The sequence below is a fragment of the Streptomyces sp. NPDC052396 genome, assembly GCF_044593195.1.
Lineage (GTDB): Bacteria > Actinomycetota > Actinomycetes > Streptomycetales > Streptomycetaceae > Streptomyces.
In genome coordinates, this window is sequence record NZ_JBIUAW010000001.1 from 984167 (window position 1) to 1011162 (window position 26996).

A 26996-nucleotide genomic window follows, 5' to 3' on the forward strand; every position below is an offset into this window, starting at 1 on the left:
TAGGAGCAGCGCATTGCCGGACCTGCCTTCCTCGCAGAGTCATCGTCATGTCAAGGGGCGCCGATGACGTGAAGGCAGGTACCGTCCCTGCTGAGAGTTCAAGACCCGGGGCGCATTCTGAAATGATCAGCGATACGGCCTCTGCACCCATCTCCGTCAGCACGCAGGCGAGTTGGCGCGCTCAGCAGGGCGCCCGGACGGGTGCGGGGTTGCCTGGCGAATCCAGCCATACGCGTTCGCCGTCTGCGTCCACGGTCAGGCCGAAGCGGTCGAAGCCCGGTCGGCCCTGCTTCGCCCACCACTGGTAGGCGGCCTGTACCTCGTCCCAGAGGTGACGGGGTCCGGACTGATGGACTTCGAACTCCGCCCGGTCAGCTTCGTAGTCGACGGTCGCCCAGGACGTGACGGCCATGTCCCGCAACCACAGTGTGTAGGAGCCGTCCCGGTACTCCTCCATCCACGGGAACGCTCCCGGAACCTGCACTCCGATGGCGAACATGACCGCCCAGTCGCCAACGGCCTCCGGAGACAGGGAAGTCAGGCTCCTCACTCCGTCCGCAGGCCACTTCCTGCCCTTGAGGTACTCACGGACATGCCGTCGCTCCGTCCGCTGGGCGCGGAGCCGCATAAACGCGGATGAGCCGATGAAGGAGCCGGTCGCGGTGCCGTTCCCGGTGACCGTCAGACGTACTATCGCCTCCCCTCCGTACACCGGCCCCCACGGGGCGACGATCAGCCCGCCGGGCTTGGTCTGGGCCACCCATGCGTGGGGCACGCGGCCGACGGAGCAGGTGGCGATCAGGCGGTCGTACGGGGCGGCGTCGGCGTATCCCCGTGCCCCGTCGCCGACGATCGTCAATGGGTGGGAACCGGCTGCCGCGAGCCGCTTGCGGGCGGCAATCGCGCTGGCTTTGTCGACCTCTACCGTGACGACGTTCTCGGCCCCTAGGTGTTCTGTCCCGGGAGGTTGTGGATGGGTGATGCAGGTCTCGGCTGAGGGATCTTGAAATGGGTGAGGGCCTTCTGGCCTGGTGTGGATTGCGACATCTGCACCAGCGACAAGAAAGGCCCTCGTGCCTCACCGTAACGCACCCCTGACCCAGACCGGCCGTCTGCGCCTGGCCCGCTGCGTGGTCGAGGACGGATGGCCGCTGCGCAGGGCCGCTGAACGCTTCCAGGTCTCACCGACCACGGCCCAGCGGTGGGCCGGCCGCTACCGTCGGCACGGCGAGGCGGGCATGGCCGACCGTTCCAGCCACCCGCACCACAGCCCGCGCCGTACCCCGACCCGCACCGAACGACGGATCATCAAGGTCCGCGTCCTGCGCCGGTGGGGCCCGGCCCGCATCGCCCACCTGCTCGGCCTGGTCCCCTCGACCGTGCACCGCGTGCTGACCCGGTTCGGCCTGGCCCGCCTGACGCACCCGGACCGCGCCACTGGCCGCGTCATACGCCGCTACGAACGGGCACGGCCAGGGGAGTTGGTGCACGTGGACATCAAGAAACTCGGCAACATCCCCGACGGCGGCGGCCACAAGGCGCTCGGCCGGCAAGCAGGCCGCAAGACCCGCTCCGGCGCCGGGTACAGCCACATCCACACCGCCGTCGACGACCACTCCCGCCTCGCCTACAGCGAGATCCACACCGACGAGCGCAAGGAGACCGCCACCGCCTTCTGGACCCGTGCCCAGGAGTTCTTCGCCGGGGCAGGGATCACCGTCGAGCGGGTGCTGACCGACAACGGCGCCTGCTACATGTCACACCCGTGGCGCGATGTGCTGGCGGCGGCCGGGATCACACACAAGCGCACCCGGCCCTACCGGCCCCAGACCAACGGCAAGGTCGAGCGCCTGAACCGCACCCTGCTCGACGAATGGGCCTACGCGAAGCCCTACCGCAGCGAACAGGAACGACGCGACGCCTTCCCCCAGTGGCTGCACACCTACAATCACCACCGCGGACACACCGCGCTGGGAGGCAAACCACCCGCCAGCCGCGTCCCCAACCTCACAGGGCAATACACCTAGCTTGATCTTTAAGCTGTGCGCCGTGGTCGGGGGGTAGTTGACGCCTTCTTCTTCCGTCTCGCGGTGTCCGTTTTGTGAACTGTGTGGACGTCGTGGCGTGGGGTGGGGCGACTGTTCTTGCGGCCCGGTGGCCGTCCCGGGCCGGGGCTGGTGGGTTTCGGTGCTCTGGCGGGGCAGGCGGCTTTGGGGCGGAGGTGCCGGAAGTCGCGGCGGACGCGGGCGGGGGTGAGCTTGTGCGGCTCGCTGGGCTTCTCCCAGGGGCGACGCAGATCGGCGGCCAGCGGCCGGGCGAGACGGAGTTGGGCGTAGACAGCGAGGATCAGCCAGGTCCATCGGTCGGCGGCGTCCGGGGTGCGGATCTTCGGGCAGGTCCATCCCAGGGTCTGCTTGAAGAAGCGGAAGGTGTGCTCGATGTCGAAGCGCCGTAGGAACGCCTGCCAGAGCCGGTCGACGTCCGTGGTAGTGGCGTCGGTGCCCGACCACCACAGCCATACCGGCTTCGGGGTGGCTCCGCTGGGCAGCCGGTCGACCCTCAGATGGATCACGGTGCCCTCGATGACCGGGAGGGCGCCCAACTGGGCGGCCCACGCGGAGCGGTGGGTCAGTCGTGGGTGGAGCCGGTCCCATGCCTGCGCGGCGGCCTTCCCGTAGAGGCGGGTCTCGGTGACGGTCTGGGCATCGGGTGTGCCCCAGGTGGCCGGGTCGCCGAAGACGAACTCGCCGCCGTGACGGGGCGGGCGGCCCATGGTGTGCGGCTCGCGCGGTGGGGCGGCCCGGCGCAGGACGCGGTCCGAGCGCATCCGGCCCAGTACCTGCACTGGCAGGTCTTTGAGGAGGAAGGCCAGGCGGGGCACGTCGTAGCCTGCGTCCACCACGATGAGGATGTCCGCGTCGTCCTGGTGCCACTGCCCGGCTTCGATGAGGCGCTCGATGAGTTCGCGCATCTGACGCGCGGTCACCGTGGCGCCGTCATCGCCCGGTGCGAGCCGTAGCGCGTCCAGCGGCGCGGTCCACGAGCTGCGGCCCGTCTCCAGCGCACAGATCACCGAGTACGGCCAGCCCGGAACGGGAATGTGCTGGTCCTTACCGCGACCGTAGGTGTGGCACAGAATCCTCTCGGGCGAGGTATGCGCATCCGGCCGCAGCCAGCAGGTGATGTCGGCGGCCAGCACCAGCCGGCCGTCAGCCGCCCGCGGCAACGGCACCCCTGCCAGGGCCCGACGCAGCCGGGAGACGTCCACCCGCCCCGTCGACAGGGCGGAGTACAGGCTGCCGTGCCCACGGCGGTGTTCGCCCACCAGCGACAGCTCGACCAGCGACCTGACCGGGCCGTCCGCACACAACACCGCATCCGCCAACTCGAACAGCGCGTCCGCACGCGAGGTCAGGCACGAGTAGAACTCGCCCCGGAAGCGTGACAGTTCCGCGAACGGCTCTACCAGAGCAGCGTTGTGCAACAGACTCATCCCACGGCCTTCGTGCTGAGCATGTGTGTCCTTGGTCGGAGCACATGATCAGCCGAAGGCCGCCCGCACGTACGGGAGTTACCGTCACGAGTGATCAAGTTCGAGGACGCATTCGCCCATCGACGTTAAAGATCAAGCTAGGGCGTGTTTCGAAAGTGCTGGTCTGGCGTCGTGGGTGCTGCGGTCTTGGGGAAGACCAGTTCAAATCCGAAGTAGCCCTCGCCGCTGTGATCGGACACAGAGGGCCTGGCCCGGCTGGACTGAGCTGAGCTCGACTCAGGTCGGTCGCCAGCCTGGGTAACGGCCGGTCAGGCCAAGGAGTTGGTCCAGTAGCGGCGCGTGGTCGGGGACAGGCAACGGGGGCCCGAACAGGCCCGGGCTGCCGTCAGGGTTCTGCTCGACGACCGACCGGACCCAGTCGTAAGCCGTCTCCAACGCCTCGGTCAGCGATGGGTCGCCACCGGGGAAGGGCTGACCTGTTGCGACAGCGAGCTCCCACCCGTGCACCACTACCTCGTCCACGGCGGAGGCCCCGGCGGCCTGTGCTGGCAGTTCGCCACCGCCGATCTGCGTCGTGCCGACCCAGGCAATGGACGGTCGCCATGCCTGCGCCAGTTCGTCGAGCCGGGCGGGCAGGCGATCGCGCCAGTCCGTGCCCAGCCTCGACGCGTCCGGCACGGGGGCCCGGCCACCGTCCGTGCGGAACTCCCTGGTCCCGGCGGCGGTGAAGGCCATGCACAGGCTGTCGATGTGGTCGAGGAGCTCGGCGACCGTGAGGCCACCACAGGGTGTCGGCGCGTCGAGCTGGTTGTCGCGCACGCCCCGGACGAGCTCGGCCAGGACCGACGTCGCGGGTCGCAGGTCTGGTGTCATGCCTTCACCGCCACGGCCAGCTGGTCAAGCACGGAGTCCCAACCGCCGCCGATCTGCTTCGCGACATCGGGCATGGCGGCGGCGAGCGCGTCCAGTCGCTCGTGGACGATGATGAGTCTGGTCCCTTCGGGCACTGGGTGCAGGGTAACCGTCAGCAGGGAGTCGAAGCGGGGCCCGGCGTCGCGGTCGGGACCAACGAAGCCCCAGCGGAAGACAATGCGCTCGTTCGGCACGAGCTCCAACAGCTCGGCGTCGAACCCGCCGATCGGCGTGTTTGACTGGGTTTGCCAGACGCGGAAGCGGCCGCCGACGCGCTCGTCGACCTCGGCGCGGGCGAGTTCCAACGTGCCGGGCGCGAGCCATCGTTGAAGGATCTCCGGATCTAGCCAGGCCCGGTAGACGGTGGCCGGCGGAGCGGAGAGCGTGCGCTCACGCCGGACGGCCGGGAAGGGAGTGGGGCTGGATGTCATTGAGACTCCTCGTCATCGAAAGCGTTAGCTCGCTCCACGGCGTCCTGCAGGGCGTTGAGTCGCTCGTCCCAGAAGTGCTCGTAGAAGCGCAGCCAGGCGACCGCTCCGGATAGCGGCTCTGGCTTCAACCGGCACACGTGACGCCGTCCGGTGACGGTGCGCCGCACCAAACCCGCCTGTTCGAGCACCTTCAAGTGCTTCGACGCCGCCGCCAGCGACATCTGCAGCGGCGCCGCGAGCTCGCCCACAGTGAGATCGCCTGCGGCGAGTCGGTGCAGCATCTCGCGTCGCGCATCATGCGCCAGGGCGTGGAAGACCACGTCCAGCACCGGAGCACCTTCAACCATGTGGTTGACGATACGCTTTCGCAGCCAATCGTTCAACCATCTGGTTAACGATTGGCCGTGTCTCGGCAATGTTGGTCACAGCCACTCATTGATGGCAGCGACCAGCACAGTCGCTTCGTAGCGGACTGCGAGCTTGTCGTATCTCGTGGCCACGGCCCGGTGGCGTTTGAGTCGATTGATCCCGCACTCCACCGCATGGCGCTCGCGGTAGTCGGCCTTGTCGAACTTCGGCGGCCGACCTCCGTGGGAGCCACGCCTTTTACCGGTGATCTTGCGTGAAAGCCCCGGCGTTCACGCCGGGGATGAAACGCATCTCAAGACTGCTCTGACCCGCAGGCTGGAGCGGACGCTTTTGCTGCTCGATGTACTGGCGGACGATCGCCAACGGCGCTCCGCCGCATGAGGCTGAGAAGTACGAGGGCGACCACAAGTGCCCATGCATGACGGCGCGGTTGATCCGGCCGGTGAACTCCTGCCGTATCCGGCGAGCGGAGACTGTCTTGAGGCTGTTGACCAGCTTGAGACGGCAGCCTTCGGCGGGTAGTTGATCAGCAGGTGGACATGATCGCGTTCACCGTTGAACTCCTTCAGCTCCGCCTCGAAGTCCTCGCACACCTTGCGCGTGATCTCTTCGCAGCGCGTCAGTTTCTCATCGGTGAACATTTGGCGCCGGTGCTTCGGCATGAAGACCAAGTGCACATGCATCGCTGAAACCACGTGTCTTCCACGCCTGTAGTCGTTCTCCTCACCCATGACGCCAACCCTGGATAGGATCCTGGGTGTGCAGCTGCGCTACAACTACCGGGCCTACCCGGACGCTTGCCAGCGCCGTGCGCTGGCCCAGGCGTTCGGGTGCGCCAGAGTGGTGTGGAACGACTGCCTGCGCGACCGGAAGGAAGCACACGCGGCAGGGCTGCCGTATGTGACGTCGGCCGAGTTGTCGCGGCTTCGTATCACCCAGGCCAAGCGCACCGCCGAACGCTCCTGGCTCGCCGAGGTGTCGGCGGTCGTCCTGCAACAGTCCCTGCGGGACCTGGACACGGCCTACAAGAACTTCTTCGACAGCCTCAAGGGCAAGCGGCAGGGCCGCAAGGCCGGTCCGCCCCGCTACAAGTCGAAGAAGGACACCCGGCAGTCGATCCGCCTCAACACCAACGCCTTCTCCGTCCAGGACGATGGCACGGTGTACGTGGCCAAGGTCGGCAACCTCAAGGTGACGTGGTCCCGCCGGCTTCCGGCCGCGCCCACGTCCCTGACCGTCACCAAGGACAGCTGTGGCCGGTACTTCCTCAGCTTCGTCGTGGACACCGAGGCAGACATCCTCCCCGAGCTGGACACCGAGGCCGGTCTCGATCTCGGTCTGTCCGCGTTCGCGGTCCTCTCCGACGGGACGAAGATCAGCGCCCCGCGTTTCCTGCGCCGGGCCGAGAAGAAACTCAAGCGCCTCCAACGGGAGTTGTCCCGCAAGGCCCAGGGGTCGAAGAACCGGGCCAAGGCCCGTATCAAGGTCGCACGCCAGCACGCCAAAGTGGCCGACCGGCGCCGGGACTGGCACCACAAGGCTTCCACGAAGATCATTCGCGACAACCAAGCGGTGTATGTGGAGGACCTCGCGGTGTCCGGCCTCGGCCGCACCCGGCTCGCCAAGTCCGTGCACGACGCGGGATGGTCCGCGTTCGTCGGCATGCTGGCGTACAAGGCGGTCAAGCACGGCCGCGCCTTCGCCAAAGTGGGCCGGGCCTTCCCGTCCTCGCAGATCTGCTCGGCCTGCGGATTTAGGGACGGCCCCAAACCCCTGCACATCCGCGAGTGGACGTGCAGCGCATGCGGCACCGTGCACGACCGCGACCACAACGCAGCCCGCAACGTCCTCCTCGAAGGACGCCGCATCGTCGCCGCCGGACGGGCGGAGACCCTAAACGCCTCGCAGAGCGCCGGTAAGACCAGGACGAAAGTCCCGGCACAGCGCGGTGAAGCAGGAAGCCCCCGGAAGGGTCAGACGACCCAGGCCGGAATCCCTGGCCTTTAGGCCAGGGAGCATGTCAACTCCCGCCCTCCCAGCCCTCCCGGCCGACGGAGCCGGAAGAAGCGGACAGCGCACCCGCGATGCCCGCCCCGCTGGTCCGGCGGGGAGCGCAGATCCTGGGTGCCATCTCGCACTCCGAGCGGCAACTGCGGCTGACCGGACGGGACATCCGGTCGCTCGCCCCGCTCGCGGCGGAATGGCTGCTGCGTGGTGCGGCGGCGGACGATCTGCGCGAGGCGCTGGTCAATGGACTGCCGCAGCCGGTGCACAGCCCGGCGGCGCTGCTGCGCGACCGGCTGGTGCGCAAGCGGCCGGAGATCGTGCCCAGGCAGCGCACCGCCGCCGCAGAGACGCCGTTGGCGCCGAGGGTGGCGGGGATGATCGAGTGCCGGGGGCGGCACATCCAGCCTCGGCTGTTCCGGGCCGAGGCGGAGGAGACCCTCTGCGAGGAGTGCAGGGAGGAAGACGGGCAGACCGCCGCCCACGCCGAGAGCACGGCACGCGGGGCGGCGGCCGTACGGGCCGTGCTGCGCAGTGGGCGTCATGGGCCCGCTTGGACCGTCGGTAACAAGAACTTGGTACCCGAGGGTAACAACCCCTAGCGACAGGCCAGTCGGCCAGCTTATGGTGCGGAATATGCCGCACCTGCCCGATGTCGTGTTGTGGTCCGTACCTGCCTTTGTGCTGCTCACCGCCGTGGAGGTGGTGAGTTACCGGCTGCATCCGGACGAGGAGGCCGAGGGGTATGAGGCCAGGGATGCGGCGACCAGTGTCGGGATGGGGCTGGGCAGTCTGGTCTTTGACGCGCTGTGGAAGGTGCCGATTGTCGCCATCTATATGGCGGTCTATGAGCTGACGCCGCTGCGGGTGCCCATCCTGTGGTGGACGCTGCCGTTGATGCTGCTGGTGCAGGACTTCTTCTACTACTGGTCGCACCGGGGGCACCATGTCATCCGGGTCCTGTGGGCCTGTCATGTGGTGCACCACTCCAGCCGGAAGTTCAACTTCACCACCGCGCTGCGGCAGCCGTGGACGACCTGGACGGTGTGGCCGTTCTATGTGCCGATGGTGGCGGCGGGGGTGCATCCGGCGGCGGTGGCGTTCTGTTCTTCGGTGAACCTGGTCTATCAGTTCTGGGTGCATACGGAACGGGTGCGGAAGCTGCCGCGGCCGTTTGAGTATGTACTGAACACGCCCTCGCATCACCGGGTGCACCATGCCTCCCAGGGCGGCTATCTGGACCGCAACTTCGGCGGGATCCTGATCATTTGGGACCGGATGTTCCGGTCCTTTGTGGCGGAGGTGGAGCGGCCGGTCTTCGGGCTGACCAAGAACATCCACACCTTCAACCCCCTGCGGGTGGCCACTCATGAGTACGCGGCCATCGCCCGGGATGTGCGGGCGGCGCGGAGCTGGGGAGAGCGGCTGGGCCGGGTGTTCCGGGGGCCCGGGTGGCAGCCGCGGGTGCCGGACGAGGCCGCCCCCCGGACGCCGGAGCGGGTCGGATGAGCGGCGTACGGCGGCGGCTGGCGGTCCTCGCGGCGGCGGGCGGGGTGCACCTGGGGGCGCTGCTCACCCGGCGGCGCGGGGTGGAGCGGATCACCAAACCGGTGCTGATGCCGCTGCTGGCGGAGTATGTGCTGATGCGCGGCGGGCCCCGACTGCTGGCGGTGGCCCTGCTGTTGGGGTGCGCGGGGGATGCGCTGCTCCAGTGCGAGGGCCAGGCGGCGTTTCTGGCGGGGATGGCGGCGTTCGCGGCCGGGCACGGGTGCTATCTGGCGTTGTTCGCGCGACAGGGGACCCGGGGCCGGGGCGGGTACCGGCGGCTGGCGGTGCCGTACGGGGCCGTATGGGCGGTGAGTACGGCGGCGCTCTGGCCGGGGCTGCCGCCCCAACTGCGGCTGCCGGTGGGGCTGTACGGACTGCTGCTGTCGGTCATGGCGGCGGGCGCCGCGCAGACCGGCACCCGGGCGGCCGTGGGCGGTGCGCTGTTCCTGCTGTCGGACGGGCTGATCGCCGGTGGACTGGCGGGGTGGCCGCAGGCGCCGGTGCCGCAGTTCTGGGTGATGCTGACCTATCTGGCGGCTCAGTTCCTGCTGGCGGAGGGGCTGTTGGCCGGGGAGGCCGGAGAAGGGGCCGGGCGGGTGCCCGGCCCCGGGAGTATGGGTCAGTCCTGGACGGCGGCCAGGGCGTCCACGATGCCATAGCCGAAGTGGCTGTTGATGTTCTTGGTGCCGGTGCAGGTGGCGTCGGCCGGCGCGACCGGGCAACCCGGGTTCTTGGCCTGGGCCTTGAGGATCCAGGTCAGCTCCTGCGGGGAGGCCTTGGGGTGGGTGCTCTTCAGCAGCGCCATCACACCGGCCACATGCGGGCTGGCCATCGAGGTGCCCTGCAGCCAGCCCCAGTCGCCGCCGGGCAGGGTGGAGAGGATCCGGCCGTCCTTGGCGGGGGCGTCCGGCACCTGGAGGTTGTCACCGCCGGGCGCCGCCACCGCGATCTGTCCACGGCCGTAGTTGGAGTAGTACGACTTCAGCGACTTCACGCCGGTGGCGGAGACGGTGACCACACCGGGGAGCTGGGCCGGGATGTCCAGGCAGGTGGCGGGGTCGATCTTCCGCGGCTGGGGCTTGGTGTCATTGGGGCTGGAGGTGTCGCTGATCTCCTTGGCCGCCAGGTCCATGTTGTCATTGCCCGCGGCGGCCACATTGACCACGCCCTTGCGCTGGGCGTAGGCGGAGGCGCGGCCGATGGCGTCGGCTATCGCCTTCTGGTCGGGGTCATCGGCGCAGTTGAACAGCCAAGGGTCAACGTAGTAGCTGTTGTTGGTCACCGCGATGTTGTGCTCGGCGGCGAAGACAAAGGCGCAGACCACGCTTTCCGCGTAGAAGTAGCGGCCCGCGCTGTTGGAGCTGACCTTGATGGCGGAGACCTTGACGCCCGGGGCGACACCGGCGACCCCGGTGCCATTGCGGGCGGCGGCTATGGTGCCCGCGACATGGGTGCCGTGGTAGTCGCGTGACGCCACGAACGGCCGCCAGGCGCCGGGGCTGGTGTCGGCCTTGCCGGAGACACAACTGGCCGACTGCGCACGGGAGAAGTTGGGCGCCAGGTCGGGATGGGTGTCGTCCACACCGGTGTCGATGACACCGACCGTCACCTTGCGGCTGCCCGGGTTGATCTTCGCGGCCTGGTCGGCCTTGATGGCCCGCAGATCCCACTGCAGGCTCTCCAGCGGCTCGCTGCCCCGGCCCTTGGCCTTGGCCGCGGCCAGCGCGGTGGCCTTGGACAGCTTGAGCTTCTCCGGCTTGCCGATGTCATCGGTGGCCGCCGAGGTGATCGGCGCGGTCCGGGTGGCGCCCGCCGACTGCACACCAGGCACCGCGCGCAGCGACTTGGCGAAGTCGGGGTTCTTGGAGTGGACGACCAGCACGCCTATTCGGTCGTAGGAGGCCACCAGGGAGCCCTTGTTGGCGTCCACGGCCTGCTTCACCCGGGACAGGCCGGCCCGGTCGGTGCCGGTGTTGACCACATAGGAGAGCAGCGGGCCATCCGTCCTGACCTGGTGCTTCGCCGGGGCCGCCGCGGAAGCGGCGCCGGGCAGGAGCCCCAGCGAGGCGGTGAGGGCCAGGCCGACGGGCGCGGCGAGCAGCGCCTGTCGGCGTCTGGAACGCGAGTGAGCCATGGGTACTCCACATCGTCCGTAGCGAGCCGCCCGGGCACCGGCCGGGCCGGGACGGCGGGTATATGACGAGTGAAGCTAGCGCCGATCACGCCGGTTGGGCAATGAAATCCCCAAGAAAGGCTGTACGGCTATTAATGGTGATGCTCCGTCAGGACCCACGCAGGGTGTCGATGCTCAGGGGCGGAAGGGGCACCCGGGGTCCGTACCAACGGCCCGCGCCGGAGGTGGTGGCGGGACGGCCGGCGGGGACGGCCGGGATGGGCGCCGTCAACCTGACGATTCCGAATGGACGTCGGCCGGGGGACTGTGGCTCAGGCGGCGGCTCGGTGCTCACACCCAGGTCAACGAGGCTGTGGGCGGGCGGTATTGCCTCGCTTGGCCCACGCTGCGCCATTCCATGGCCGTCCCCCTGTCGCATACTGCGGTGTCGCCCTACGATGCGTGATCCGCCTCACATCATCGGCTTGTGATCACCATCCCCATGTGTCGTCAGGAACCGCCGTCCCCACTTCGTACAGGAGAGGCCGTGGACTCAGAAGAGGCCGTGGACAAGAACAGCCGGCACAGCCCCCCGGACACCGATCCCCAGGAGGCGGGCGAGGCCGCCCGTCCCACCATCCCCGCCCAGCCGGACCGTTTCACCGAGGTACAGGCGAGCGCCGAGTTCGGTGAACTCCGGCGCGCCCACCGGTCGTTCGCCTTCCCGCTCACCGCGGCCTTCATCGCCTGGTACCTGCTGTACGTCCTGCTCTCCAACTACGCGGGCGGGTTGATGAGCACCGAGCTGGTGGGCAACATCAATGTCGCGCTGGTCCTCGGGCTGGCCCAGTTCCTCACCACCTTCCTGATCGCCTGGTGGTACGCGCGGCACGCCGCGGAACGTATCGACCCCAAGGCCGAGGCGATCCGGACCCGGATGGAGGCGGGGGAATGAACCTCGCGGCAAGCGGCGGGGCCGGCGAGCACCGCACCCTGATCATCACGCTGTTCTCGGTCTTTGTGGCCATCACCCTGGGCATCACCGTCTGGGCGGGCCGGCAGACCAGGGACGCCACCGACTTCTACGCCGGCGGACGCTCCTTCACCGGCTTCCAGAACGGCCTGGCCATCTCCGGCGACTATATGTCCGCCGCGTCCTTCCTGGGCATCGCCGGCGCCATTGCGCTCTTCGGCTATGACGGCTTCCTCTACTCCATCGGCTTCCTGGTCGCCTGGCTGGTCGCCCTGCTGCTGGTGGCCGAACCCCTGCGCAACTCCGGCCGGTTCACCATGGCGGACGTCCTGGCCCACCGCCTGAAGCAGCGGCCGGTGCGCACCGCGGCCGGGGTGTCCACCATTGTGGTGTCGATCTTCTACCTGCTGGCCCAGATGGTGGGTGCGGGAGCCCTGGTGGCCCTGCTGCTCGGGGCGAGCGGCGAGGGCGCCCGGCGCTGGATCATTGTGCTGGTCGGGCTGGTGATGGTGCTCTATGTGACCATCGGCGGGATGAAGGGCACCACCTGGGTGCAGATCGTCAAGGCGGTGCTGCTGATCGCCGGCACCCTGCTGATCACCATCCTGGTGCTCAACAAGGTCGACTGGAACCTCTCCACCCTGCTGGGACACGCCGCCGACAAGAGCGGCAAGGGCAAGGCATTCCTCCAACCCGGCCTGCAGTACGGCAAGAACGGCACCTCCAAGCTCAACTTTGTCTCGCTGGGCCTGGCGCTGGTGCTGGGGACCGCCGGACTTCCGCACATCCTGATCCGCTTCTACACGGTGCCCACCGCCAAGGCGGCGCGGACCTCGGTGAACTGGGCCATCGGCATCATCGGCGCCTTCTACCTGATGACCATCGCGCTGGGCTTCGGTGCCGCGGCGCTGGTGGGTTCCAAGGCCATCGTCAAGTCCAATGAGTCGGGCAACACGGCGGCCCCGCTGCTGGCCGAGGCGGTCGGCGGCGGGGCGGGCTCCACCGGCGGGGCCATCCTGCTGGCGGTGATCTCCGCGGTGGCCTTCGCCACCATCCTGGCCGTGGTCGCCGGGCTCACCCTGGCCTCCTCCGCCTCCTTCGCCCATGACCTATGGGCCAATGTGCTGCGCAAGGGCCGGACCAATGAGAAGGAGGAGATCCTTACCGCGAAGATCGCCGCCATCGCCATCGGCGGGATCTCCATCGCGCTGGGCATCTTCGCCCACAAGCTGAACGCGGCCGCCCTGGTCGCGCTGGCCTTCGCGGTGGCCGCCTCGGCCAATCTGCCCACCATCCTCTACAGCCTGTTCTGGAAGCGCTTCACCACCCGGGGCGCGCTGTGGTCGATCTATGGCGGACTGGTCTCCTCGGTGACCCTGGTGATCTTCTCCCCGGTGGTCTCCGGCGACCCCAAGGCCCTGTTCCCCGGCATGAAGTTCGACTGGTTCCCGCTGGGCAACCCGGGGCTGGTCTCCATCCCGCTGGGTTTCCTGCTGGGCTGGCTGGGCTCACTGGCCGACCGTACGGCCGTGGAACCCAGGAAGTACGCAGAGCTGGAGGTCCGTTCGCTCACCGGATACGGTGCGCACTGAGCTGCCCAGCCCCTGCCCCTGACGCCTCGGCCGACCGCGGTGTCAGGGGCATCGCGTACCCTGCGGAACTGTTGAACGTTCCAGTCCGCAGCTCAGGGGGGCCGCCACCGTGCTCGTCGACACCTACGGCCGGGTGGCCACCGATCTTCGCGTTTCCCTGACCGACCGCTGCAATCTGCGCTGCACCTACTGCATGCCGGAGGAGGGCCTGGCCTGGCTGGCCAAGCCGGAGCTGCTCACCGACGAGGAGATCGTCCGCCTGGTGCGGATCGCGGTCACCTCGCTGGGCATCACCGAGGTGCGCTTCACCGGCGGCGAGCCGCTGCTGCGGCCCGGGCTGGTGTCCCTGGTGGAGCGGTGCGCGGCGCTGGAGCCCAGGCCCCGGCTGTCGCTGACCACCAATGGCATCGGGCTGGCCCGGGTGGCGCCGGCCCTCAAGGCGGCCGGCCTGGACCGGGTCAATGTCTCCCTGGACACCCTGCGCCCCGAGGTCTTCGCGGCGCTCACCCGGCGCAAGCGGCACCAGGATGTGCTGGACGGGCTGGCGGCGGCCCATGCCGCCGGGCTCACCCCGGTCAAGGTCAATGCCGTGCTGATGCCGGGCCTCAACCAGGACGAGGCCCCCGAACTGCTGGCCTGGGCCCTCGCCCACGACTATGAGCTGCGGTTTATCGAGCAGATGCCGCTGGACGCCCAGCACGGCTGGAAGCGCGAAGGCATGATCACCGCCGAGGAGATCCTGGCGAGTCTGCGCACCCGTTTCACCCTCACCGAGGAGGGCGCGGGCCGGCGCGGCTCCGCGCCCGCCGAGCGCTGGCTGGTGGACGGCGGCCCCGGCCGGGTGGGCGTCATAGCCTCGGTCACCCGGCCGTTCTGTGCCGCCTGCGACCGGACCCGGCTGACCGCCGACGGACAGGTGCGTAACTGTCTGTTCGCGACCCAGGAGACGGACCTGCGGGGCGCGCTGCGCTCCGGGGCCCCGGACGAGGAGCTGGCCGAGCTGTGGCGGGCGGCGATGTGGGGCAAGCGGGCCGGGTCCGGGCTGGACGATCCGAGGTTCCTGCAGCCCGCACGGCCGATGTCGGCGATCGGCGGGTAGCGGACAGTGGGCAGTGGCAGAGGCGATCAGGAATGATCGCGCTGCCACTCCTCCAGGGTCACCACGTCCTTCAAAAAGCCGCGCAGCGCAAGGAAGTTGGACAGGTGCTCACGGTGTTCATCGCAGGCGAGCCAGGTCTTGCGGCGCTCGGGGGTGTGCAGCTTGGGGTTGTTCCAGGCCAGCACCCACACCGCCGGCGCACGGCAGCCCTTGGCGGAGCAGATCACTGCGGATTCAGGGGAGTTCACTCTGAGACTCTATGCGACCGCAAAAGAATACGACGACGCCGGGCAGCCACGGGGGGAGCCGCCCGGCGTCGGTCATTCGCTCCGACGGGGGATGCGGAGCGCCTACGAAGTATGTCACGGAGAGCCCCGCGAAGGGCACCGAAAGACATGATTGATTTGAGGTTTTCTTGAGCTTGTCGGATCACCACTCACAGCCGAAGCATCAAGCGCTTTCGGTGTGTTGGCCCTCCGGCTCGTCCGTGCTCCTGGGCTGCGGCGTCGACTGCGGCGTTCCGGCCGGTCCGGCTGTCAGCACCGGCCTGGTCGCGGCCGGGGTGAAGGTCCCGGGCAGTGAAGGGGCGTTCTCCCGGCCCGCGTTGGCGATCACCACCGCGACATAGGGCAGCAGTGCGCCCAACACCAGGGTTCCCAGGGCCACATAACGTTCTACGTTCCACAACACCACGGTGAGGATCACCGAGATGGTCCGGACGCCCATGGAGATCACATACCGGCGCTGACGCCCGCGCACGTCCTCCTGGAGGCCACGCCTGGCGCCGGTGATCCGGTAGACCTCCGCACCACCATGCCTGAGCATTCCATCCACCGCCCGATCCCTCGCCGACGCCCCACGCGCCGGTACCTACTCAACGTTACGCCGCGCCCGGCCGCCCGACGAGAGTGGGGCGGCGTCCGACGTGCGCAGACGGCGCACGGGCGGGTTCGGCGTGCGCCGTGTCCGGGGTGGCCCGACACTGACGGAAGAACCGACCCAGGCACCGGGAGGCGGCATGAGCTGGGTGTGGGCCATCATCGTCGGCCTGGTGCTGGGCCTGATCGCCAAGGCGATCATCCCCGGTAAGCAGTGGATTCCGCTCTGGCTGACCGTGCTGTGCGGCGTGGCCGGGGCCCTGCTGGGCAACTGGGGGGCCAGCGCGCTGGGCGTCCGCCACACCCATGGGGTGGACTGGATCCGCCATATCCTGCAGCTCGCCGGCGCGGTGATCGTGGTCGCCCTGGTCAACCGGCTGTGGACCGGAGTACGCGGCGGCCGGCGGGAACGGGTATGAGAACGGGCCGGTGTGCGCACACCGGCCCGTAGCTCCCCTTACGGGCGACCCCTTACAGACCGCGGATCTCGGCGATCCGGCGGCCGGCCTTGAGGTAGACGCTGCCGCCGTCGGCCTCCGCACCGGCCTTGGCCAGCACCTCGCCGACCACCTCGGCCAGCGGACGGATGGCCTCCGCCTCGGCCAGCACCACCGACTGCTGGCCCGCACCGGTCTCGATCACCAGCCGCAGACCGTTCTGCTTGGCCACCCGGCGGGCGGCCGAGGCGCTCGGCTGGAAGCCCAGGACCTTGCTGAGCACCGCGGTCACCGGCTCGCCGCCGTGCTCGGCGGCGTCCACCACCGGCAGGGCCTCCACATCGGTGAAGCTCTTCTTGGAGAACTGGGCCACAAAGCCGGCCCGGGCGGCCATCGCCGCGTCCACCCCGTAGAGCGCCGCCACCACCTCACCGGCCAGGACCTTCTTGAGGTCCATCGGGTGCAGGGACTTCTCCTCGACCCGGCCCAGGACCAGGGCGATCTCCGCGTCCGTCCACTCGGTCCAGGCCTTGAGGTAGGGCTCCATCAGCCGGTCCGGCACCGACATGATCTTGCCGAAGACATCATCGGCGGGCGCGGTCAGGCCCACATAGTTGCCCTTGGACTTGGACATCTTGGCGCCGGTGCCATCGGTGCCCTCGATCAGCGGCATGGTGACCACCAGCTGCGGCTGCTGCCCGCGCAGCTCCATCAGCTTGCGGCCCATCTGCAGATTGAGCAGCTGGTCGGCACCGCCCAGCTCCACATCGCAGTCCAGCGCCACCGAGTCCAGGCCCTGGGCGATGGGGTAGAGCAGCTCGGACATGGTCAGCCCGGAACCGGCCGCCAGGCGGTTGCGGAAGTCCTCGCGCTGCAGCAGCTGGGACACCGGCACCTGGGTGAGCAGGCCCAGCAGCTCGGGGAAGGTGTACGGCGCCAGCCACTCGCTGTTCTGCCGGAAGCCGACCGTCTCGAAGTCGAAGAACGGGCGCACCTGCTCGCGGTAGCCGGCCAGGTTGGCGGCGATGTCCGCGTCGGTCAGCGGCGGGCGCTCGGCGGTACGGCCGGTGGGGTCGCCGATCTTGGCGGTGAAGTCACCGATGATCAGCGTCACCCGGTGGCCCATCCGCTGGAAGCGGCTGAGGACGATCATCGGCACCGTGTGGCCCAGGTGGACGTCGGCCGCCGTGGGGTCGATGCCCAGCTTGATGTGCAGGCTTTTGCCGGCGGCCCGGCGCTTCTCGATCCGCTCGGCCAGCTTCTCCTCGCCCGGCAGCACCTCGACCGCCCGGCCGGTGATCAGCGCCGCCTGCTCCTTCGCCGACAGGTCCGACAGATCCAGATAGCGCCGTGCCTTGGTCTCGGTGAGCAGCCGCTGCACGGTGGCATCGGCGGAGAGGTCCTGTGCGAGGAGTTCGCTGGCGCGGGCGACGGATTCGCCGAGGCGGGTCATGGCGTTCCTGACGGGAGAGAGGGGACAGCTCGGACGTCCGCCAGTCTATTCGGACCCGTCGGAGGGCCTGGCTGTCCCACCCCCACAGCCCCGTCAGACGCCCTTGCTGACCGAGCTCATATGGAAGTCCGGGATGCGCAGCATGGGCATGGCCGCCCGGTTGAAGTACTTGCCGCAGTCCCGCGGCACCGTGCGCTCGGTGCGCCCGGCCTCGGTGGCCCGGGCCAGCAGGCTCACCGGGGACTCATTGAAACGGAAGTTGTTGACCTCGCCCACCACCCGGCCGTCGCGCACCAGCAGCACGCCGTCCCGGGTCAGGCCGGTCAGCAGCAGCGAGGCCGGATCCACCTCGCGGATGTACCAGAGCGAGGTGAGCAGCAGTACCGGGCGGTCGTGCCCGCTGGCGGCGATGAGTTCCGCGGTGGAGGCGGTGCCGCCCGCGTCCAGGATCAGGTTGTCGGTGTACGGGGTGAGCGGCAGGCCGGTGGTCCCGGCGGTGTGCCGGCTGGTGAGCAGATGCTCCAGCACCCCCTCCCGGATCCAGTCGGTGGCCTTCAGCGGCAGGCCGTTGTCGAACACCGAGCGGCCCTCGTCGGAGCTGTGGGTAAGGACAAAGGGGGCGCACTCCAGGCCGGGAGCGGCGGGGTCGCTGCGCAGGGTCAGCGGCAGCCGGGCCAGCTTCTCGCCCACCCGGGTGCCGCCGCCGGGGTGCGAGAAGACGCTGCGGCCCTCGGTGGCGTCCCGGGCCGAGGCCCGCCACTGCTGGTAGACCAGCAGATCGGCCAGGGCGGTCGGCGGCAGCAGGGTCTCGTACCGCCCGGCGGGCAGCTCGATCCGCTCGGCGGACCAGGCCAGCCGCTCGGCCAGTTCGGCGTCCAGGGCCAGCGGGTCGGCGTCGGTGAAGCCGGCGGTGGCGCGGGAGAGCCAGGAGGAGCCGCCGGCCGGGGTCTTGGCGTTGAGCTCCACATGGCCGGTGGGCTGGTCATGGCGCAGCCGCAGGCCGGTGGAGGTGGCCAGGTAGCTGGTGACCATCCGGTGCTGGGCGAAGCCGTACAGCTGCCGGCCGGCCGAGCGGGCGCGGGCGAAGGCCTCGCCCAGGGCGGGGGCGAAGGCGTCGAAGACGGCCGGGGAGGTCTCGGCGGGCGGCTCGGCGAAGTCCGGGGCGGGCGGCACTCCGGTGACCAGCGGGTGGGCGTCCTCGGCCGGGCCGGCCGCCCGGGCCGCGGCCTCCGCGTCCTGGACCAGACCGGCCAGGTCCGCGGCGCTCACCGCGGTGCGGGAGACCACTCCGGAGGCGGTGCCGGTGGCGCCGCGCACGGTGGCGATCACCGTGACGGAGCGGTCCCGGGTGACGCCATTGGTGGTCAGGGCGTTGCCCGCCCAGCGCAGGTTGACGCCGGAGCGCTCCTCGGTGATCACCACACAGCCGTCCGCCCGGGACAGCTCCAGCACCCGCTCGGTGATCTCCTGAGCACTGATCTGACGAGCACTCACTTTCCGGCCTCCTGGGTGGTGTTGAGGACGTTGACCCGCTCGAACAGGGCGGCGGGGCAGCCATGGGAGACCGCCGCGATCTGACCGGGCTGCGCCTTGCCGCAGTTGAAGGAGCCGCCCAGGACATAGGTCCCCGGCCCGCCCACCGCGGTCATCGAGCCCCAGAAGTCGGTGGTGGTCGCCTGGTAGGCGACGTCCCGCAGCTGGCCGGCCAGCCGCCCGCCACGGATGCGGTAGGCGCGCTGCTGGGTGAACTGGAAGTTGTAGCGCTGCATGTCGATCGACCAGGAGCGGTTGCCGACCAGGTAGAGCCCGTCGCTCACCCCGGAGATCAGCTCCTCGGTGGACGGCCCGTCGGGCGCCGGCCGCAGCGAGACATTGGCCATCCGCTGGATGGGCATATGGGACGGGGAGTCGGCGTAGGAGCAGCCGTTGGACCGGTTCAGCCCGTGCCGCCGGGCGATCCGGCGGTCCAGCTGGTAGCCGGTGAGGATGCCGCCGGTGACCAGGTCCCAGGACTGGGCGGCCACCCCCTCGTCGTCATAGCCGATGGTGGCCAGGCCGTGCTCGGTGGTGCGGTCCCCGGTCACATTCATCAGTTCGGACCCGTACTTGAGGGTGCCCAGCCGGTCGGGGGTGGCGAAGGAGGTGCCCGCGTAGGAGGACTCATAGCCCAGCGCCCGGTCCAGTTCGGTGGCGTGCCCGATGGACTCATGGATGGTCAGCCAGAGGTTGGACGGGTCGATGACCAGGTCGTAGCGGCCCGGGCGGACGCTGGGGGAGCGCAGCTTCTCGGCCAGCAGGCCGGGGAGCTCAGCCAGTTCGGCGTCCCAGTCCCAGCCGGTGCCGGTGAGGTACTCCCAGCCGCGGCCGGCGGGCGGGGCCAGGGTGCGCATGGAGTCGAAGTCTCCGGTCGCCGGGTCCACCGCCACCGCGGTGAGCTGCGGGTTGACCCGGATGCGCTGCTGGGTGGTGACGGTGCCCGCGGTGTCCGCATAGAACTTGTTCTCCCGCACGGCGACCAGGGAGGCGTCCACATGGGAGACCTCCTTGGCGGCCAGCAGCCGCTCGCTCCACTGGGCCAGCAGCCCGGTCTTCTCCTCCGCCGGGACCGCGAAGGGATCGGTCAGATAGGACGAGACCCAGGTGCGGTCCGGGTGGACCGGCTCCTCCGCCAGCTCCACCCTCTCCCCGGAACCGGACGCCGCGGTCACCTTGGCCGCCAGCTTCGCCATGGCCACCGCCTGGGCGGCGACCCGGGCGGCCGCATCCATGGTGAGCACCGCGCCGGCGGCGAAGCCCCAGGCGCCGCCGTGCACCACCCGGACCGCGTAGCCGAGGTCGGTGGTGTCGGAGGATCCGGACGGGCGGGCGTCACGCAGCCGCCAGGACGCGGTGCGCACCCGCTCGAAGCGGAAGTCGGCGTGCTCGGCGCCCAGGGCACGGGCCCGGGCGAGGGCGGCATCGGCCAGCGGGCGCAGGGGCAGGTCGAGGAACGACGGATCGATGGATCGGTGCACGGGACCTCCCAGTGGTCGTCGCCGTGCATCATGCCCAGCCGCAGGTCCCGCCCATGTGCCGGGCCGGGGAGAAGATGATTTCGTGGATTCCGTGGATTCTGTAGAGATCCAACAGTGAGCGTGCGCCGCAGCTGTCGTGCCCCGGATGTCTCGGAGGTGACGTCTACCGATAGTTTCAGGTAGTCCAGCCGCAGAGACAGACAAGGAAGGGTGATCCCTTGAGCCGCTCGGTTCTCGTCACCGGAGGAAACCGGGGCATCGGCCTCGCCATCGCCCGAGCCTTCGCCGAGGCGGGGGACAAGGTCGCCATCACCTACCGGTCGGGGGAGCCGCCGGCCGGCTTTCTGGCCGTGAAGTGCGACATCACCGACCCGGAGCAGGTCGAGCAGGCCTACAAGGAGATCGAGGAGAAGCAGGGCGCGGTCGAGGTGCTGGTGGCCAACGCCGGTGTCACCCGCGACCAGCTGCTGCTGCGGATGTCGGAAGAGGACTTCACCTCGGTGCTGGACACCAACCTCACCGGCACCTTCCGCGTGGTCAAGCGCGCCTCCAAGGCCATGCTGCGCGCCCGCAAGGGCCGGGTGGTGCTGATCTCCTCCGTGGTGGGGCTGCTGGGCAGCGCGGGCCAGGCCAACTACGCGGCGTCCAAGGCCGGTCTGGTCGGCTTCGCGCGCTCGCTCGCCCGTGAGCTGGGCTCCCGCAACATCACCGTCAATGTGGTCGCGCCCGGCTTTGTGGACACCGATATGACGCGCGTGCTCAGCGACGAGCAGCGCGCGGGGATCGTGGCCAACGTTCCGCTGGGCCGCTACGCGCAGCCCGAGGAGATCGCCGCCTCGGTCCGCTTCCTCGCCTCCGAAGAGGCCGCATACATCACCGGAGCCGTCGTTCCCGTCGACGGCGGATTGGGCATGGGTCACTGAACGTCATGAGTGGAATCCTCGCCGGCAAGCGCATCCTGGTCACCGGCGTCCTCACCGAGGCGTCGATCGCCTTCCAGGCCGCCAAGGTGGCCCAGAACGAGGGCGCCGAGGTGGTCCTGACCGGCTTCGGCCGGCTCTCCCTGGTGGAGCGCATCGCCAAGCGGCTGCCGAAGCCGGCTCCCGTCATCGAGCTGGACGTCACCAACCAGGAGCACCTGGACGGGCTGGCGGACAAGGTCCGTGAGCATGTGGACGGCATCGACGGCATCGTGCACTCCATCGCCTTCGGGCCGCAGGGCGCCTTCAACTTCCTGGAGGGCACCTGGGAGGACGTCTCCACCGCGGTGCATGTCTCGGCGTACTCCTACAAGTCGCTGACCATGGCGCTGCTGCCGCTGATGTCCGAAGGGTCGTCGGTGGTGGGCCTGACCTTCGACGCGCAGATCGCCTGGCCCAAGTACGACTGGATGGGCGTGGCCAAGGCGGCCCTGGAGTCCACCAACCGCTACCTGGCCCGGGACCTGGGCCCCAAGGGCATCCGCTGCAACCTGGTCTCCGCCGGTCCCATCAAGTCGATGGCCGCCAAGTCCATCCCCGGCTTCGAGGAGCTGGCGGACGTGTGGAACCACCGCGCGCCGATCGGCTGGGACCTGGCCGACCCGGAGCCGGCGGGCCGGGGCGTGGTCGGCATGCTGTCCGACTTCTTCCCGCGGACCACGGGGGAGATCGTCCATGTCGATGGTGGCGTGCACATGATGGGCGCATAAGCGCCGGGCTTGCCGCAGGGGTCGTGGGGCTTTGCCGCCCCGCGGCCCCTTTGCGTTGCCGGGTGCGGCGGTCTTGTCCCCCAGCCCCGCCGCAGGCGGAAACGGCGCCGCACCCGCACACTGGTGGCGTGGACATACCGGCCACGCTGCCCTTCCGGCGGGCAGCCATCCTGCTCCTGAGCGCCGCACTGGGCACATCCGGCGTCCCGGGGGCGGCCGCCGTGTCCGTCAAGGCGCTGGAAGCCGAATGCCACATCCGGATCCATGGCTCGCACGCCACCGCCGACTGCTACAACGGCAACGCCCAGCCCGACCGCGTCCAGCTGCACCTGCGGTGCGCCCGCTGGTGGGATCCGGCCATGGACACCGCCCCCGTCACCGTGGGCCCGGCCACCCGCGCACATCTGGCCCAGCGCTGCTGGTTCCGGATACGCCAGGCATGGCTGACCCACACCCCGGCGTGACTCAGGGCGAGGGGCGGCAGATAAAGGGATGCGCGGCCGCCTCCACGCCGGCGGCGGCCGCATCGCCCGCCCGGATCGCCGCCACCAGCCGGACATGGTCGGTCAGCCCCTCCGGGTGCAGCTCGGTACCGATGCCCTCGCGCAGGAAGCCGCGCATCACGGTGCCCAGGTCCGCGTAGACGGCGGCCAGCACCTCGTTGTGGGCGGCGGTCACCACCGCGGCGTGGAAGTCCGCGTCCGCGTTGACGAACCGTTCCGCGTCGCCCGAGCGCCAGGCCCGCTCGCGCTGTTCCAGAAGCGCTTCCAGCCGGCGCAGATCCGCTTCGGTGCGGCGGTCCGCCGCCAGGGCGGCCGCCTTGGTCTCCAGGGCGCTGCGCAGCTCGGCCACCTCCCGGGGGTCGGCCTGCGCGAAGCGGCGGTTCATCACCCCGGCCAGCTCGCTGGTGGCCACCACATAGGTGCCCGAGCCCTGGCGGATGTCCAGCAGGCCGTTGTGCGCCAGCGCCCGGACCGCCTCCCGGACGGTGTTGCGGGCCACCCCGAGCTGCTCGACCAGCTCCGGTTCGGTGGGGATGCGGGAGCCCACCGGCCATTCACCGGAGGTGATCTGGTGCCGCAGCTGGGCGATCACCTGGTCGGTCAGGGGCGTACGGCGAGGTGAGCTCAAAGGCATGGCACTCCATTCATCCCATGATTATATGATCGCGTCCATGGTGCGCAGCGAAGACGAGCAAACCACGACCCCCCGGGCCCCCGAGCCCGCCCCGCCAACTCCCCCGCACGACAAGGGATCCGGCCCCCGCCCGGCGCGGTGGCTGCCGGTGGTGTGCCTGGTCGTCGCCGCCTTCAACCTCCGCCCGGCGGTCACCAGCATGGGCGCGCTGCTCAAGGAGGCCCGCCAGGGCCTGGGCATGAGCGGCACCGTCGCCGGGCTGCTCACCTCCATCCCCGCCCTCTGCTTCGCCGTCCTCGGTCTGGCCGCGCCCCGGCTGGCCCGCCGCTGGGGACCGGCCGGGGTGGTCTGCGCCGGCCTGACGGCCGTCGCCGCCGGGCTGGCACTGCGCCCGCTGATGCCGGAGACGGTCGGCTTTCTGCTGTTCAGCGCCCTGGCCCTGGCCGGGATAGCGCTGGGCAATGTACTGATGCCGGTGGTCGTCAAGCGCTGGTTCCCCGACCGGGTGGGGCCGATGACCGGCCTGTACTCCATGGCCCTCTCGGCCGGTGCGGGCGTCGCCTCCGCGGTATCCGTGCCGCTGACCGACGCCCTGGGCGGCGGCTGGCGGCCGGGGCTCGGTGCCTGGGCCGTGGTCGCCCTGGCCGCCGCGCTGCCCTGGGCCGTGATCGCCCGCCACCGCTCCGAACGCCCCCGGCCCGCCCCCGCGGAGGCCGCGGCGCCGGATGCCGCCGGTGCCCTCCGCATCGCCCGCAGCCCCGTCGCCTGGGCACTGGCCGTCTTCTTCGGCCTCCAGGCCGGCGGCGCCTATGTGGTGATGGGCTGGATGCCGCAGATCTTCCGGGACGGCGGAGTGCCGGCCTCCACCGCCGGAGTGCTGGCCGCGCTGACCATGACGGTGGGCGTCCCGCTCTCCCTGGTGCTGCCGCGCGTCGCGGTGCGGATGCGGCACCAGGGGCCGCTGGCCGTGCTGCTGGCCGGCTTCGGACTGGCCGGGTACGCCGGGCTGTGGCTGGCTCCGGCCGGCGGAGCCTGGGCCTGGGCGCTGCTGCTGGGCGTCGCCAACAGCTCCTTCCCACTGGCGCTGACCATGATCGGGATGCGGGCGCGGACCGGAGCCGGGGTGGTGCGGCTGTCCGCCTTCGCGCAGAGCGTCGGCTACCTCGTCTCCATCCCCGTACCGCTGCTGGTGGGCGGGCTCTACCAGCGCACCGGCGGCTGGGGCGCGCCGATCGCCCTGCTGGCGGCCCTGATGGTGCCTCAGGCGGTGGCCGGCATGCTGGCCGGCCGGGACCGTGTGGTGGAGGACGAGCGCTGAGGGTGCGGGGGATACGGCGGTGATCCGGGACTCCCGCGCCGATCCGGGACCCCCGCGCCGGGCCGGGGCGCGGGATGGGACACTGATGCCATGCCCGTCCTCGAACCCAATCCGCAGAACGGCCAGAAGGCCCTGCTCACCATCCTCGGCGTGATGCTGGGGATCACCGCCGTGATCGCGGTGATCGCGACGCTCGCCTCCGGCTGAGCACCCGGCGGGCCCCGGGCCCCGGCTCCCCGGATCCCGGCCCCGGACGTATCCCGGGTGGTGCTGACCCCACCATCCCCTAGGGGGCCGGCCTCAGGGGTAAGTAGGTGGCTTACCGGATAGGAGCGGCGGCCCGAACTCCGTAGGTTCTTAAGCGCACCCCGCACAGCGGCGGTGCCGGTCACCCGGACCGCAGGACCGCTCGGAGGAGATCCCCATGCCCGCCGGCACGCACAAGCGCACCCCCGGCACCCAGACCAGGCTGCCGTGGTGGGCCCTCGCGCTGCCCACCGTCGCCTTTGTCGCTCTGTTCACCTTGCTGGCCGGGCCGGCCAGTGCCGGCACCCCCTCGACCCAAGGCGCTGCCCCCCTCGGCCGCGTGGTGGAACTGGTCCAGCACTCCCTCGGTCACCGCATACCGTGAGCGGTACCACCCGGGAAGGGCAAGCCTGTCAACACCCCGCGCCCCGCCGCGGGTTTCATGCGAAGCTGGACGGCATGAGCGCCGAAACGACCCGCAGGTTGGTCCTTCTCCGCCACGCCAAGGCCGAATGGTCCGATGGCGACGATCACGAGCGTCCGCTGGCCGAGCGCGGCCGCAAGGACGCCCCGGCAGCCGGCCGCTGGATCGCCGGTTCCGGCATCACCCCGGACCTCGCCCTCTGCTCAACCGCCGCCCGCACCCGGGAGACCTGGAAACTGGCCGTCCATGAACTGCCGCAGCGGCCGCGCACCGTCTATGAGGAGAGGCTCTACGAGGCATCCCCGGGCGAGCTGATCGCCGTGGTCAACGAGGTCCCGGACGAAGTGAACGACCTGCTGCTCATCGGGCACAACCCGGGTATGCACGCGCTGGCCGACGTCCTGGCCGGCGAGGCCGAGGGGGATGCCCTGGCCCGGATGAACCGCTCCGGCTTCCCCACCACCGGGGCCGCGGTGCTCACCTTCAGCGGATCCTGGAAGGCCGTGGAGCATGGGGCGGGCACCCTGGTCGCCTTCTGGACCCCGCACGACTAGACCGGCCGAGAACGGCAGGGCCGGGCGGGACCGGACCGGGGTGCCCCGGACTCACTCGTGGGTCTTGGCCGCCTCGACCTCTTCGCGGGTGACACCCAGCAGATAGAGCACCGTGTCCAGGAAGGGGAAGTTGACGGCGGTGTGCGCGGCCTGGCGCACCACCGGCTTGGCGTTGAACGCCACTCCCAGCCCGGCCGCGTTGAGCATGTCCAGGTCGTTGGCGCCATCGCCGATCGCCACGGTCTGGGCCAGCGGGACGCCGGCCTCGGCCGCGAACCGGCGCAGCAGGCGGGCCTTGCCCGCCCGGTCCACTATCTCCCCGGTGACCCGGCCGGTGAGCTTGCCGTCGACGATCTCCAGGGTGTTGGCGGAGGCGAAGTCCAGCCCGAGCCGTTCCCGCAGATCGTCGGTGACCTGGGTGAACCCGCCGGAGACCACGCCCACTTGGAAGCCGAGGCGCTTGAGGGTGCGGATCAGGGTGCGGGCGCCGGGCGTCAGCCGCACCTCGGAGCGCACCTTGTCCACCACCGACTCGTCCAGCCCGGCCAGCAGCGCGACCCGCTCGTGCAGGGACTGCTCGAAGTCCAGTTCGCCGCGCATGGCCCGGGCGGTCACCTCGGCAACCTCGGTCTCGCAGCCGGCATGCGCCGCGAACAGCTCGATGACCTCGTCCTGGATCAGGGTGGAGTCCACATCCATCACCACCAGGCGCTGCGCTCTGCGCTGGAGCCCGGCAGCCACCACGGCGACATCCACGCCGAGCTTGGCGGCCTCCATGGCCAGCGCGGTGCGCAGGGTCTCGGTCTCGGCGCCGGAGACCGCGAACTCCACCGCGGTCACCGGGTACTTGGCGAGCCGGAAGATGCGGTCGATATTGCCGCCGGTGCCGGTGATCCGGGCCGCGATGGCGGCGGTGGACTCGGCGGTGAGCGGGTGCCCGAGCACGGTGACATGGGAACGGCCCACACCGCGGGGCCGGTTGTCGCCCAGACCGGAGATGATCTCGGTCTGCAGCCGCATCGACTCGGCCCAACTGTGCACGGTGGCCCGCAGTTCGCCCTCCGCGGTGGCGCCGCCGGCGGGCGCGGAGACCAGGGCGCACAGGGTGATCCGGCCCCGGGTGACGATCTGCTCGATGTCGATCACATGGACGCCGTAGGCGGCGAGGGTGTCGAAGAGCCCGGCGGTGATGCCTGGCCGGTCCTTCCCGAAGATCTTGACGAGAAGAGTGGGGTCTTCATCACCGGTGACGGCGGTGGCAGGAGGGATCTGCGATGCGCTCATGGTCCTTCTACCGTATCCGGTGCCCAA

The 26996-nt window shown here is 70.1% G+C and carries 29 protein-coding genes and 1 pseudogene; 16 read left to right on the plus strand and 14 right to left on the minus strand.

Annotation, left to right across the window (positions count from 1 at the left end):
• Positions 1-181 precede the first annotated feature (181 nt).
• Positions 182-1039, minus strand: a complete 858-nt coding sequence (locus tag ACIHFE_RS04815; RefSeq protein WP_400104416.1) for a hypothetical protein — start codon at positions 1037-1039, stop codon at positions 182-184.
• A gap of 34 nt (positions 1040-1073) precedes the next feature.
• Here ACIHFE_RS04815 and ACIHFE_RS04820 point away from each other — a divergent pair, with 34 nt between their 5' ends.
• Complete coding sequence (locus ACIHFE_RS04820; RefSeq protein WP_400104325.1) at positions 1074-2027, plus strand: IS481 family transposase; 954 nt, start codon at positions 1074-1076, stop codon at positions 2025-2027.
• Positions 2028-2035: 8 nt separating this feature from the next.
• On the opposite strand, the gene ACIHFE_RS04825 is transcribed toward ACIHFE_RS04820, so the two are convergent.
• The 5 genes and pseudogenes from ACIHFE_RS04825 to tnpA form a co-directional block, all read right to left on the minus strand.
• On the minus strand, positions 2036-3493 hold the full coding sequence (locus tag ACIHFE_RS04825) for an NF041680 family putative transposase (protein ID WP_400104326.1): 1458 nt from the start codon (positions 3491-3493) through the stop codon (positions 2036-2038).
• A gap of 276 nt (positions 3494-3769) precedes the next feature.
• Complete coding sequence (locus ACIHFE_RS04830; protein WP_400104327.1) at positions 3770-4366, minus strand: TIGR03086 family metal-binding protein; 597 nt, start codon at positions 4364-4366, stop codon at positions 3770-3772.
• Positions 4363-4836: an SRPBCC domain-containing protein gene (locus tag ACIHFE_RS04835; RefSeq protein WP_400104328.1), complete on the minus strand. Its 474-nt coding sequence runs from the start codon at positions 4834-4836 to the stop codon at positions 4363-4365. The genes ACIHFE_RS04830 and ACIHFE_RS04835 overlap by 4 nt, the downstream gene beginning before the upstream one ends.
• Positions 4833-5165, minus strand: a complete 333-nt coding sequence (locus tag ACIHFE_RS04840) for an ArsR/SmtB family transcription factor (RefSeq protein WP_400104329.1) — start codon at positions 5163-5165, stop codon at positions 4833-4835. Before ACIHFE_RS04840 ends, ACIHFE_RS04835 begins: the two co-directional genes overlap by 4 nt.
• A gap of 361 nt (positions 5166-5526) precedes the next feature.
• Positions 5527-5936, minus strand: a pseudogene (gene tnpA / locus ACIHFE_RS04845) (IS200/IS605 family transposase); the annotation flags it as partial.
• A gap of 28 nt (positions 5937-5964) precedes the next feature.
• Here tnpA and ACIHFE_RS04850 point away from each other — a divergent pair.
• From ACIHFE_RS04850 to ACIHFE_RS04865, 4 genes are all read left to right on the plus strand, one after another.
• Complete coding sequence (locus tag ACIHFE_RS04850) at positions 5965-7212, plus strand: RNA-guided endonuclease InsQ/TnpB family protein (protein ID WP_400104330.1); 1248 nt, start codon at positions 5965-5967, stop codon at positions 7210-7212.
• Between the two features lie 77 nt (positions 7213-7289).
• Positions 7290-7811 carry a hypothetical protein gene (locus ACIHFE_RS04855; protein WP_400104331.1) on the plus strand — a complete coding sequence of 174 codons (522 nt, stop codon included), beginning with the start codon at positions 7290-7292 and terminating at the stop codon, positions 7809-7811.
• A gap of 34 nt (positions 7812-7845) precedes the next feature.
• On the plus strand, positions 7846-8718 hold the full coding sequence (locus ACIHFE_RS04860) for a sterol desaturase family protein (protein ID WP_400104332.1): 873 nt from the start codon (positions 7846-7848) through the stop codon (positions 8716-8718).
• On the plus strand, positions 8715-9416 hold the full coding sequence (locus ACIHFE_RS04865; RefSeq protein WP_400104333.1) for a lysoplasmalogenase: 702 nt from the start codon (positions 8715-8717) through the stop codon (positions 9414-9416). Before ACIHFE_RS04860 ends, ACIHFE_RS04865 begins: the two co-directional genes overlap by 4 nt.
• Here ACIHFE_RS04865 and ACIHFE_RS04870 read toward each other — a convergent pair.
• Positions 9377-10891 carry a S8 family serine peptidase gene (locus tag ACIHFE_RS04870; protein WP_400104334.1) on the minus strand — a complete coding sequence of 505 codons (1515 nt, stop codon included), beginning with the start codon at positions 10889-10891 and terminating at the stop codon, positions 9377-9379. The two genes, ACIHFE_RS04865 and ACIHFE_RS04870, sit on opposite strands and share 40 nt — an antisense overlap.
• Before the next feature lie 526 nt (positions 10892-11417).
• Here ACIHFE_RS04870 and ACIHFE_RS04875 point away from each other — a divergent pair.
• From ACIHFE_RS04875 to moaA, 3 genes are all read left to right on the plus strand, one after another.
• The gene (locus ACIHFE_RS04875) at positions 11418-11825 is read left to right on the plus strand and encodes a DUF485 domain-containing protein (protein WP_400104335.1); all 408 of its coding nucleotides are present in this window, start codon (positions 11418-11420) and stop codon (positions 11823-11825) included.
• Positions 11822-13435 (plus strand): cation acetate symporter, encoded by a 1614-nt coding sequence (locus ACIHFE_RS04880; RefSeq protein WP_400104336.1) that lies wholly within the window; start codon positions 11822-11824, stop codon positions 13433-13435. The genes ACIHFE_RS04875 and ACIHFE_RS04880 overlap by 4 nt, the downstream gene beginning before the upstream one ends.
• Positions 13436-13544: 109 nt before the next feature.
• A complete protein-coding gene (gene moaA / locus ACIHFE_RS04885; RefSeq protein WP_400104337.1) occupies positions 13545-14534 on the plus strand; it encodes a GTP 3',8-cyclase MoaA in 990 nt (329 codons plus the stop codon).
• Positions 14535-14560: 26 nt separating this feature from the next.
• Here the strand turns inward: moaA and ACIHFE_RS04890 are convergent, their stop codons facing one another.
• Positions 14561-14782 (minus strand): hypothetical protein, encoded by a 222-nt coding sequence (locus tag ACIHFE_RS04890; protein WP_400104338.1) that lies wholly within the window; start codon positions 14780-14782, stop codon positions 14561-14563.
• A gap of 202 nt (positions 14783-14984) precedes the next feature.
• Positions 14985-15359, minus strand: a complete 375-nt coding sequence (locus ACIHFE_RS04895; protein WP_400104417.1) for a DUF3099 domain-containing protein — start codon at positions 15357-15359, stop codon at positions 14985-14987.
• Between the two features lie 193 nt (positions 15360-15552).
• Between ACIHFE_RS04895 and ACIHFE_RS04900 the strand changes: the two genes are divergently transcribed.
• Complete coding sequence (locus ACIHFE_RS04900; RefSeq protein ID WP_400104339.1) at positions 15553-15831, plus strand: GlsB/YeaQ/YmgE family stress response membrane protein; 279 nt, start codon at positions 15553-15555, stop codon at positions 15829-15831.
• A 52-nt stretch (positions 15832-15883) separates the two neighbouring features.
• Here the strand turns inward: ACIHFE_RS04900 and tyrS are convergent, their stop codons facing one another.
• From tyrS to ACIHFE_RS04915, 3 genes are all read right to left on the minus strand, one after another.
• A complete protein-coding gene (gene tyrS / locus ACIHFE_RS04905) occupies positions 15884-17302 on the minus strand; it encodes a tyrosine--tRNA ligase (protein ID WP_400104340.1) in 1419 nt (472 codons plus the stop codon).
• 93 nt (positions 17303-17395) lie between these two features.
• Positions 17396-18796 carry a metallopeptidase TldD-related protein gene (locus ACIHFE_RS04910; RefSeq protein ID WP_400104341.1) on the minus strand — a complete coding sequence of 467 codons (1401 nt, stop codon included), beginning with the start codon at positions 18794-18796 and terminating at the stop codon, positions 17396-17398.
• Positions 18793-20316, minus strand: a complete 1524-nt coding sequence (locus ACIHFE_RS04915) for a TldD/PmbA family protein (RefSeq protein WP_400104342.1) — start codon at positions 20314-20316, stop codon at positions 18793-18795. The genes ACIHFE_RS04910 and ACIHFE_RS04915 overlap by 4 nt, the downstream gene beginning before the upstream one ends.
• A gap of 218 nt (positions 20317-20534) precedes the next feature.
• On the opposite strand from ACIHFE_RS04915, the gene fabG reads away from it, so the two are divergent.
• From fabG to ACIHFE_RS04930, 3 genes are all read left to right on the plus strand, one after another.
• Positions 20535-21239: a 3-oxoacyl-[acyl-carrier-protein] reductase gene (fabG, locus tag ACIHFE_RS04920; RefSeq protein WP_400104343.1), complete on the plus strand. Its 705-nt coding sequence runs from the start codon at positions 20535-20537 to the stop codon at positions 21237-21239.
• Positions 21240-21244: 5 nt separating this feature from the next.
• The gene (gene fabI / locus ACIHFE_RS04925; RefSeq protein WP_400104344.1) at positions 21245-22006 is read left to right on the plus strand and encodes an enoyl-ACP reductase FabI; all 762 of its coding nucleotides are present in this window, start codon (positions 21245-21247) and stop codon (positions 22004-22006) included.
• Between the two features lie 128 nt (positions 22007-22134).
• On the plus strand, positions 22135-22470 hold the full coding sequence (locus tag ACIHFE_RS04930) for a hypothetical protein (protein ID WP_400104345.1): 336 nt from the start codon (positions 22135-22137) through the stop codon (positions 22468-22470).
• Position 22471: 1 nt separating this feature from the next.
• Here ACIHFE_RS04930 and ACIHFE_RS04935 read toward each other — a convergent pair whose 3' ends face one another.
• The gene (locus ACIHFE_RS04935; RefSeq protein WP_400104346.1) at positions 22472-23143 is read right to left on the minus strand and encodes a FadR/GntR family transcriptional regulator; all 672 of its coding nucleotides are present in this window, start codon (positions 23141-23143) and stop codon (positions 22472-22474) included.
• 37 nt (positions 23144-23180) lie between these two features.
• Between ACIHFE_RS04935 and ACIHFE_RS04940 the strand changes: the two genes are divergently transcribed.
• The 4 genes from ACIHFE_RS04940 (at position 23181) to ACIHFE_RS04955 (ending at position 25685) form a co-directional block, all read left to right on the plus strand.
• Entirely contained in the window at positions 23181-24461 is a 1281-nt protein-coding gene (locus tag ACIHFE_RS04940) for a CynX/NimT family MFS transporter (RefSeq protein ID WP_400104347.1), read from the plus strand.
• Positions 24462-24551: 90 nt separating this feature from the next.
• Complete coding sequence (locus ACIHFE_RS04945) at positions 24552-24668, plus strand: SGM_5486 family transporter-associated protein (protein WP_400104348.1); 117 nt, start codon at positions 24552-24554, stop codon at positions 24666-24668.
• A 217-nt stretch (positions 24669-24885) separates the two neighbouring features.
• Positions 24886-25092 carry a hypothetical protein gene (locus ACIHFE_RS04950; RefSeq protein WP_400104349.1) on the plus strand — a complete coding sequence of 69 codons (207 nt, stop codon included), beginning with the start codon at positions 24886-24888 and terminating at the stop codon, positions 25090-25092.
• A gap of 74 nt (positions 25093-25166) precedes the next feature.
• Positions 25167-25685, plus strand: coding sequence for a SixA phosphatase family protein (locus ACIHFE_RS04955; protein ID WP_400104350.1), 519 nt, complete (start codon positions 25167-25169; stop codon positions 25683-25685).
• A gap of 51 nt (positions 25686-25736) precedes the next feature.
• Here ACIHFE_RS04955 and serB read toward each other — a convergent pair whose 3' ends face one another.
• Positions 25737-26969 carry a phosphoserine phosphatase SerB gene (serB, locus tag ACIHFE_RS04960; protein WP_400104351.1) on the minus strand — a complete coding sequence of 411 codons (1233 nt, stop codon included), beginning with the start codon at positions 26967-26969 and terminating at the stop codon, positions 25737-25739.
• Between the last annotated feature and the right edge of the window lie 27 nt (positions 26970-26996).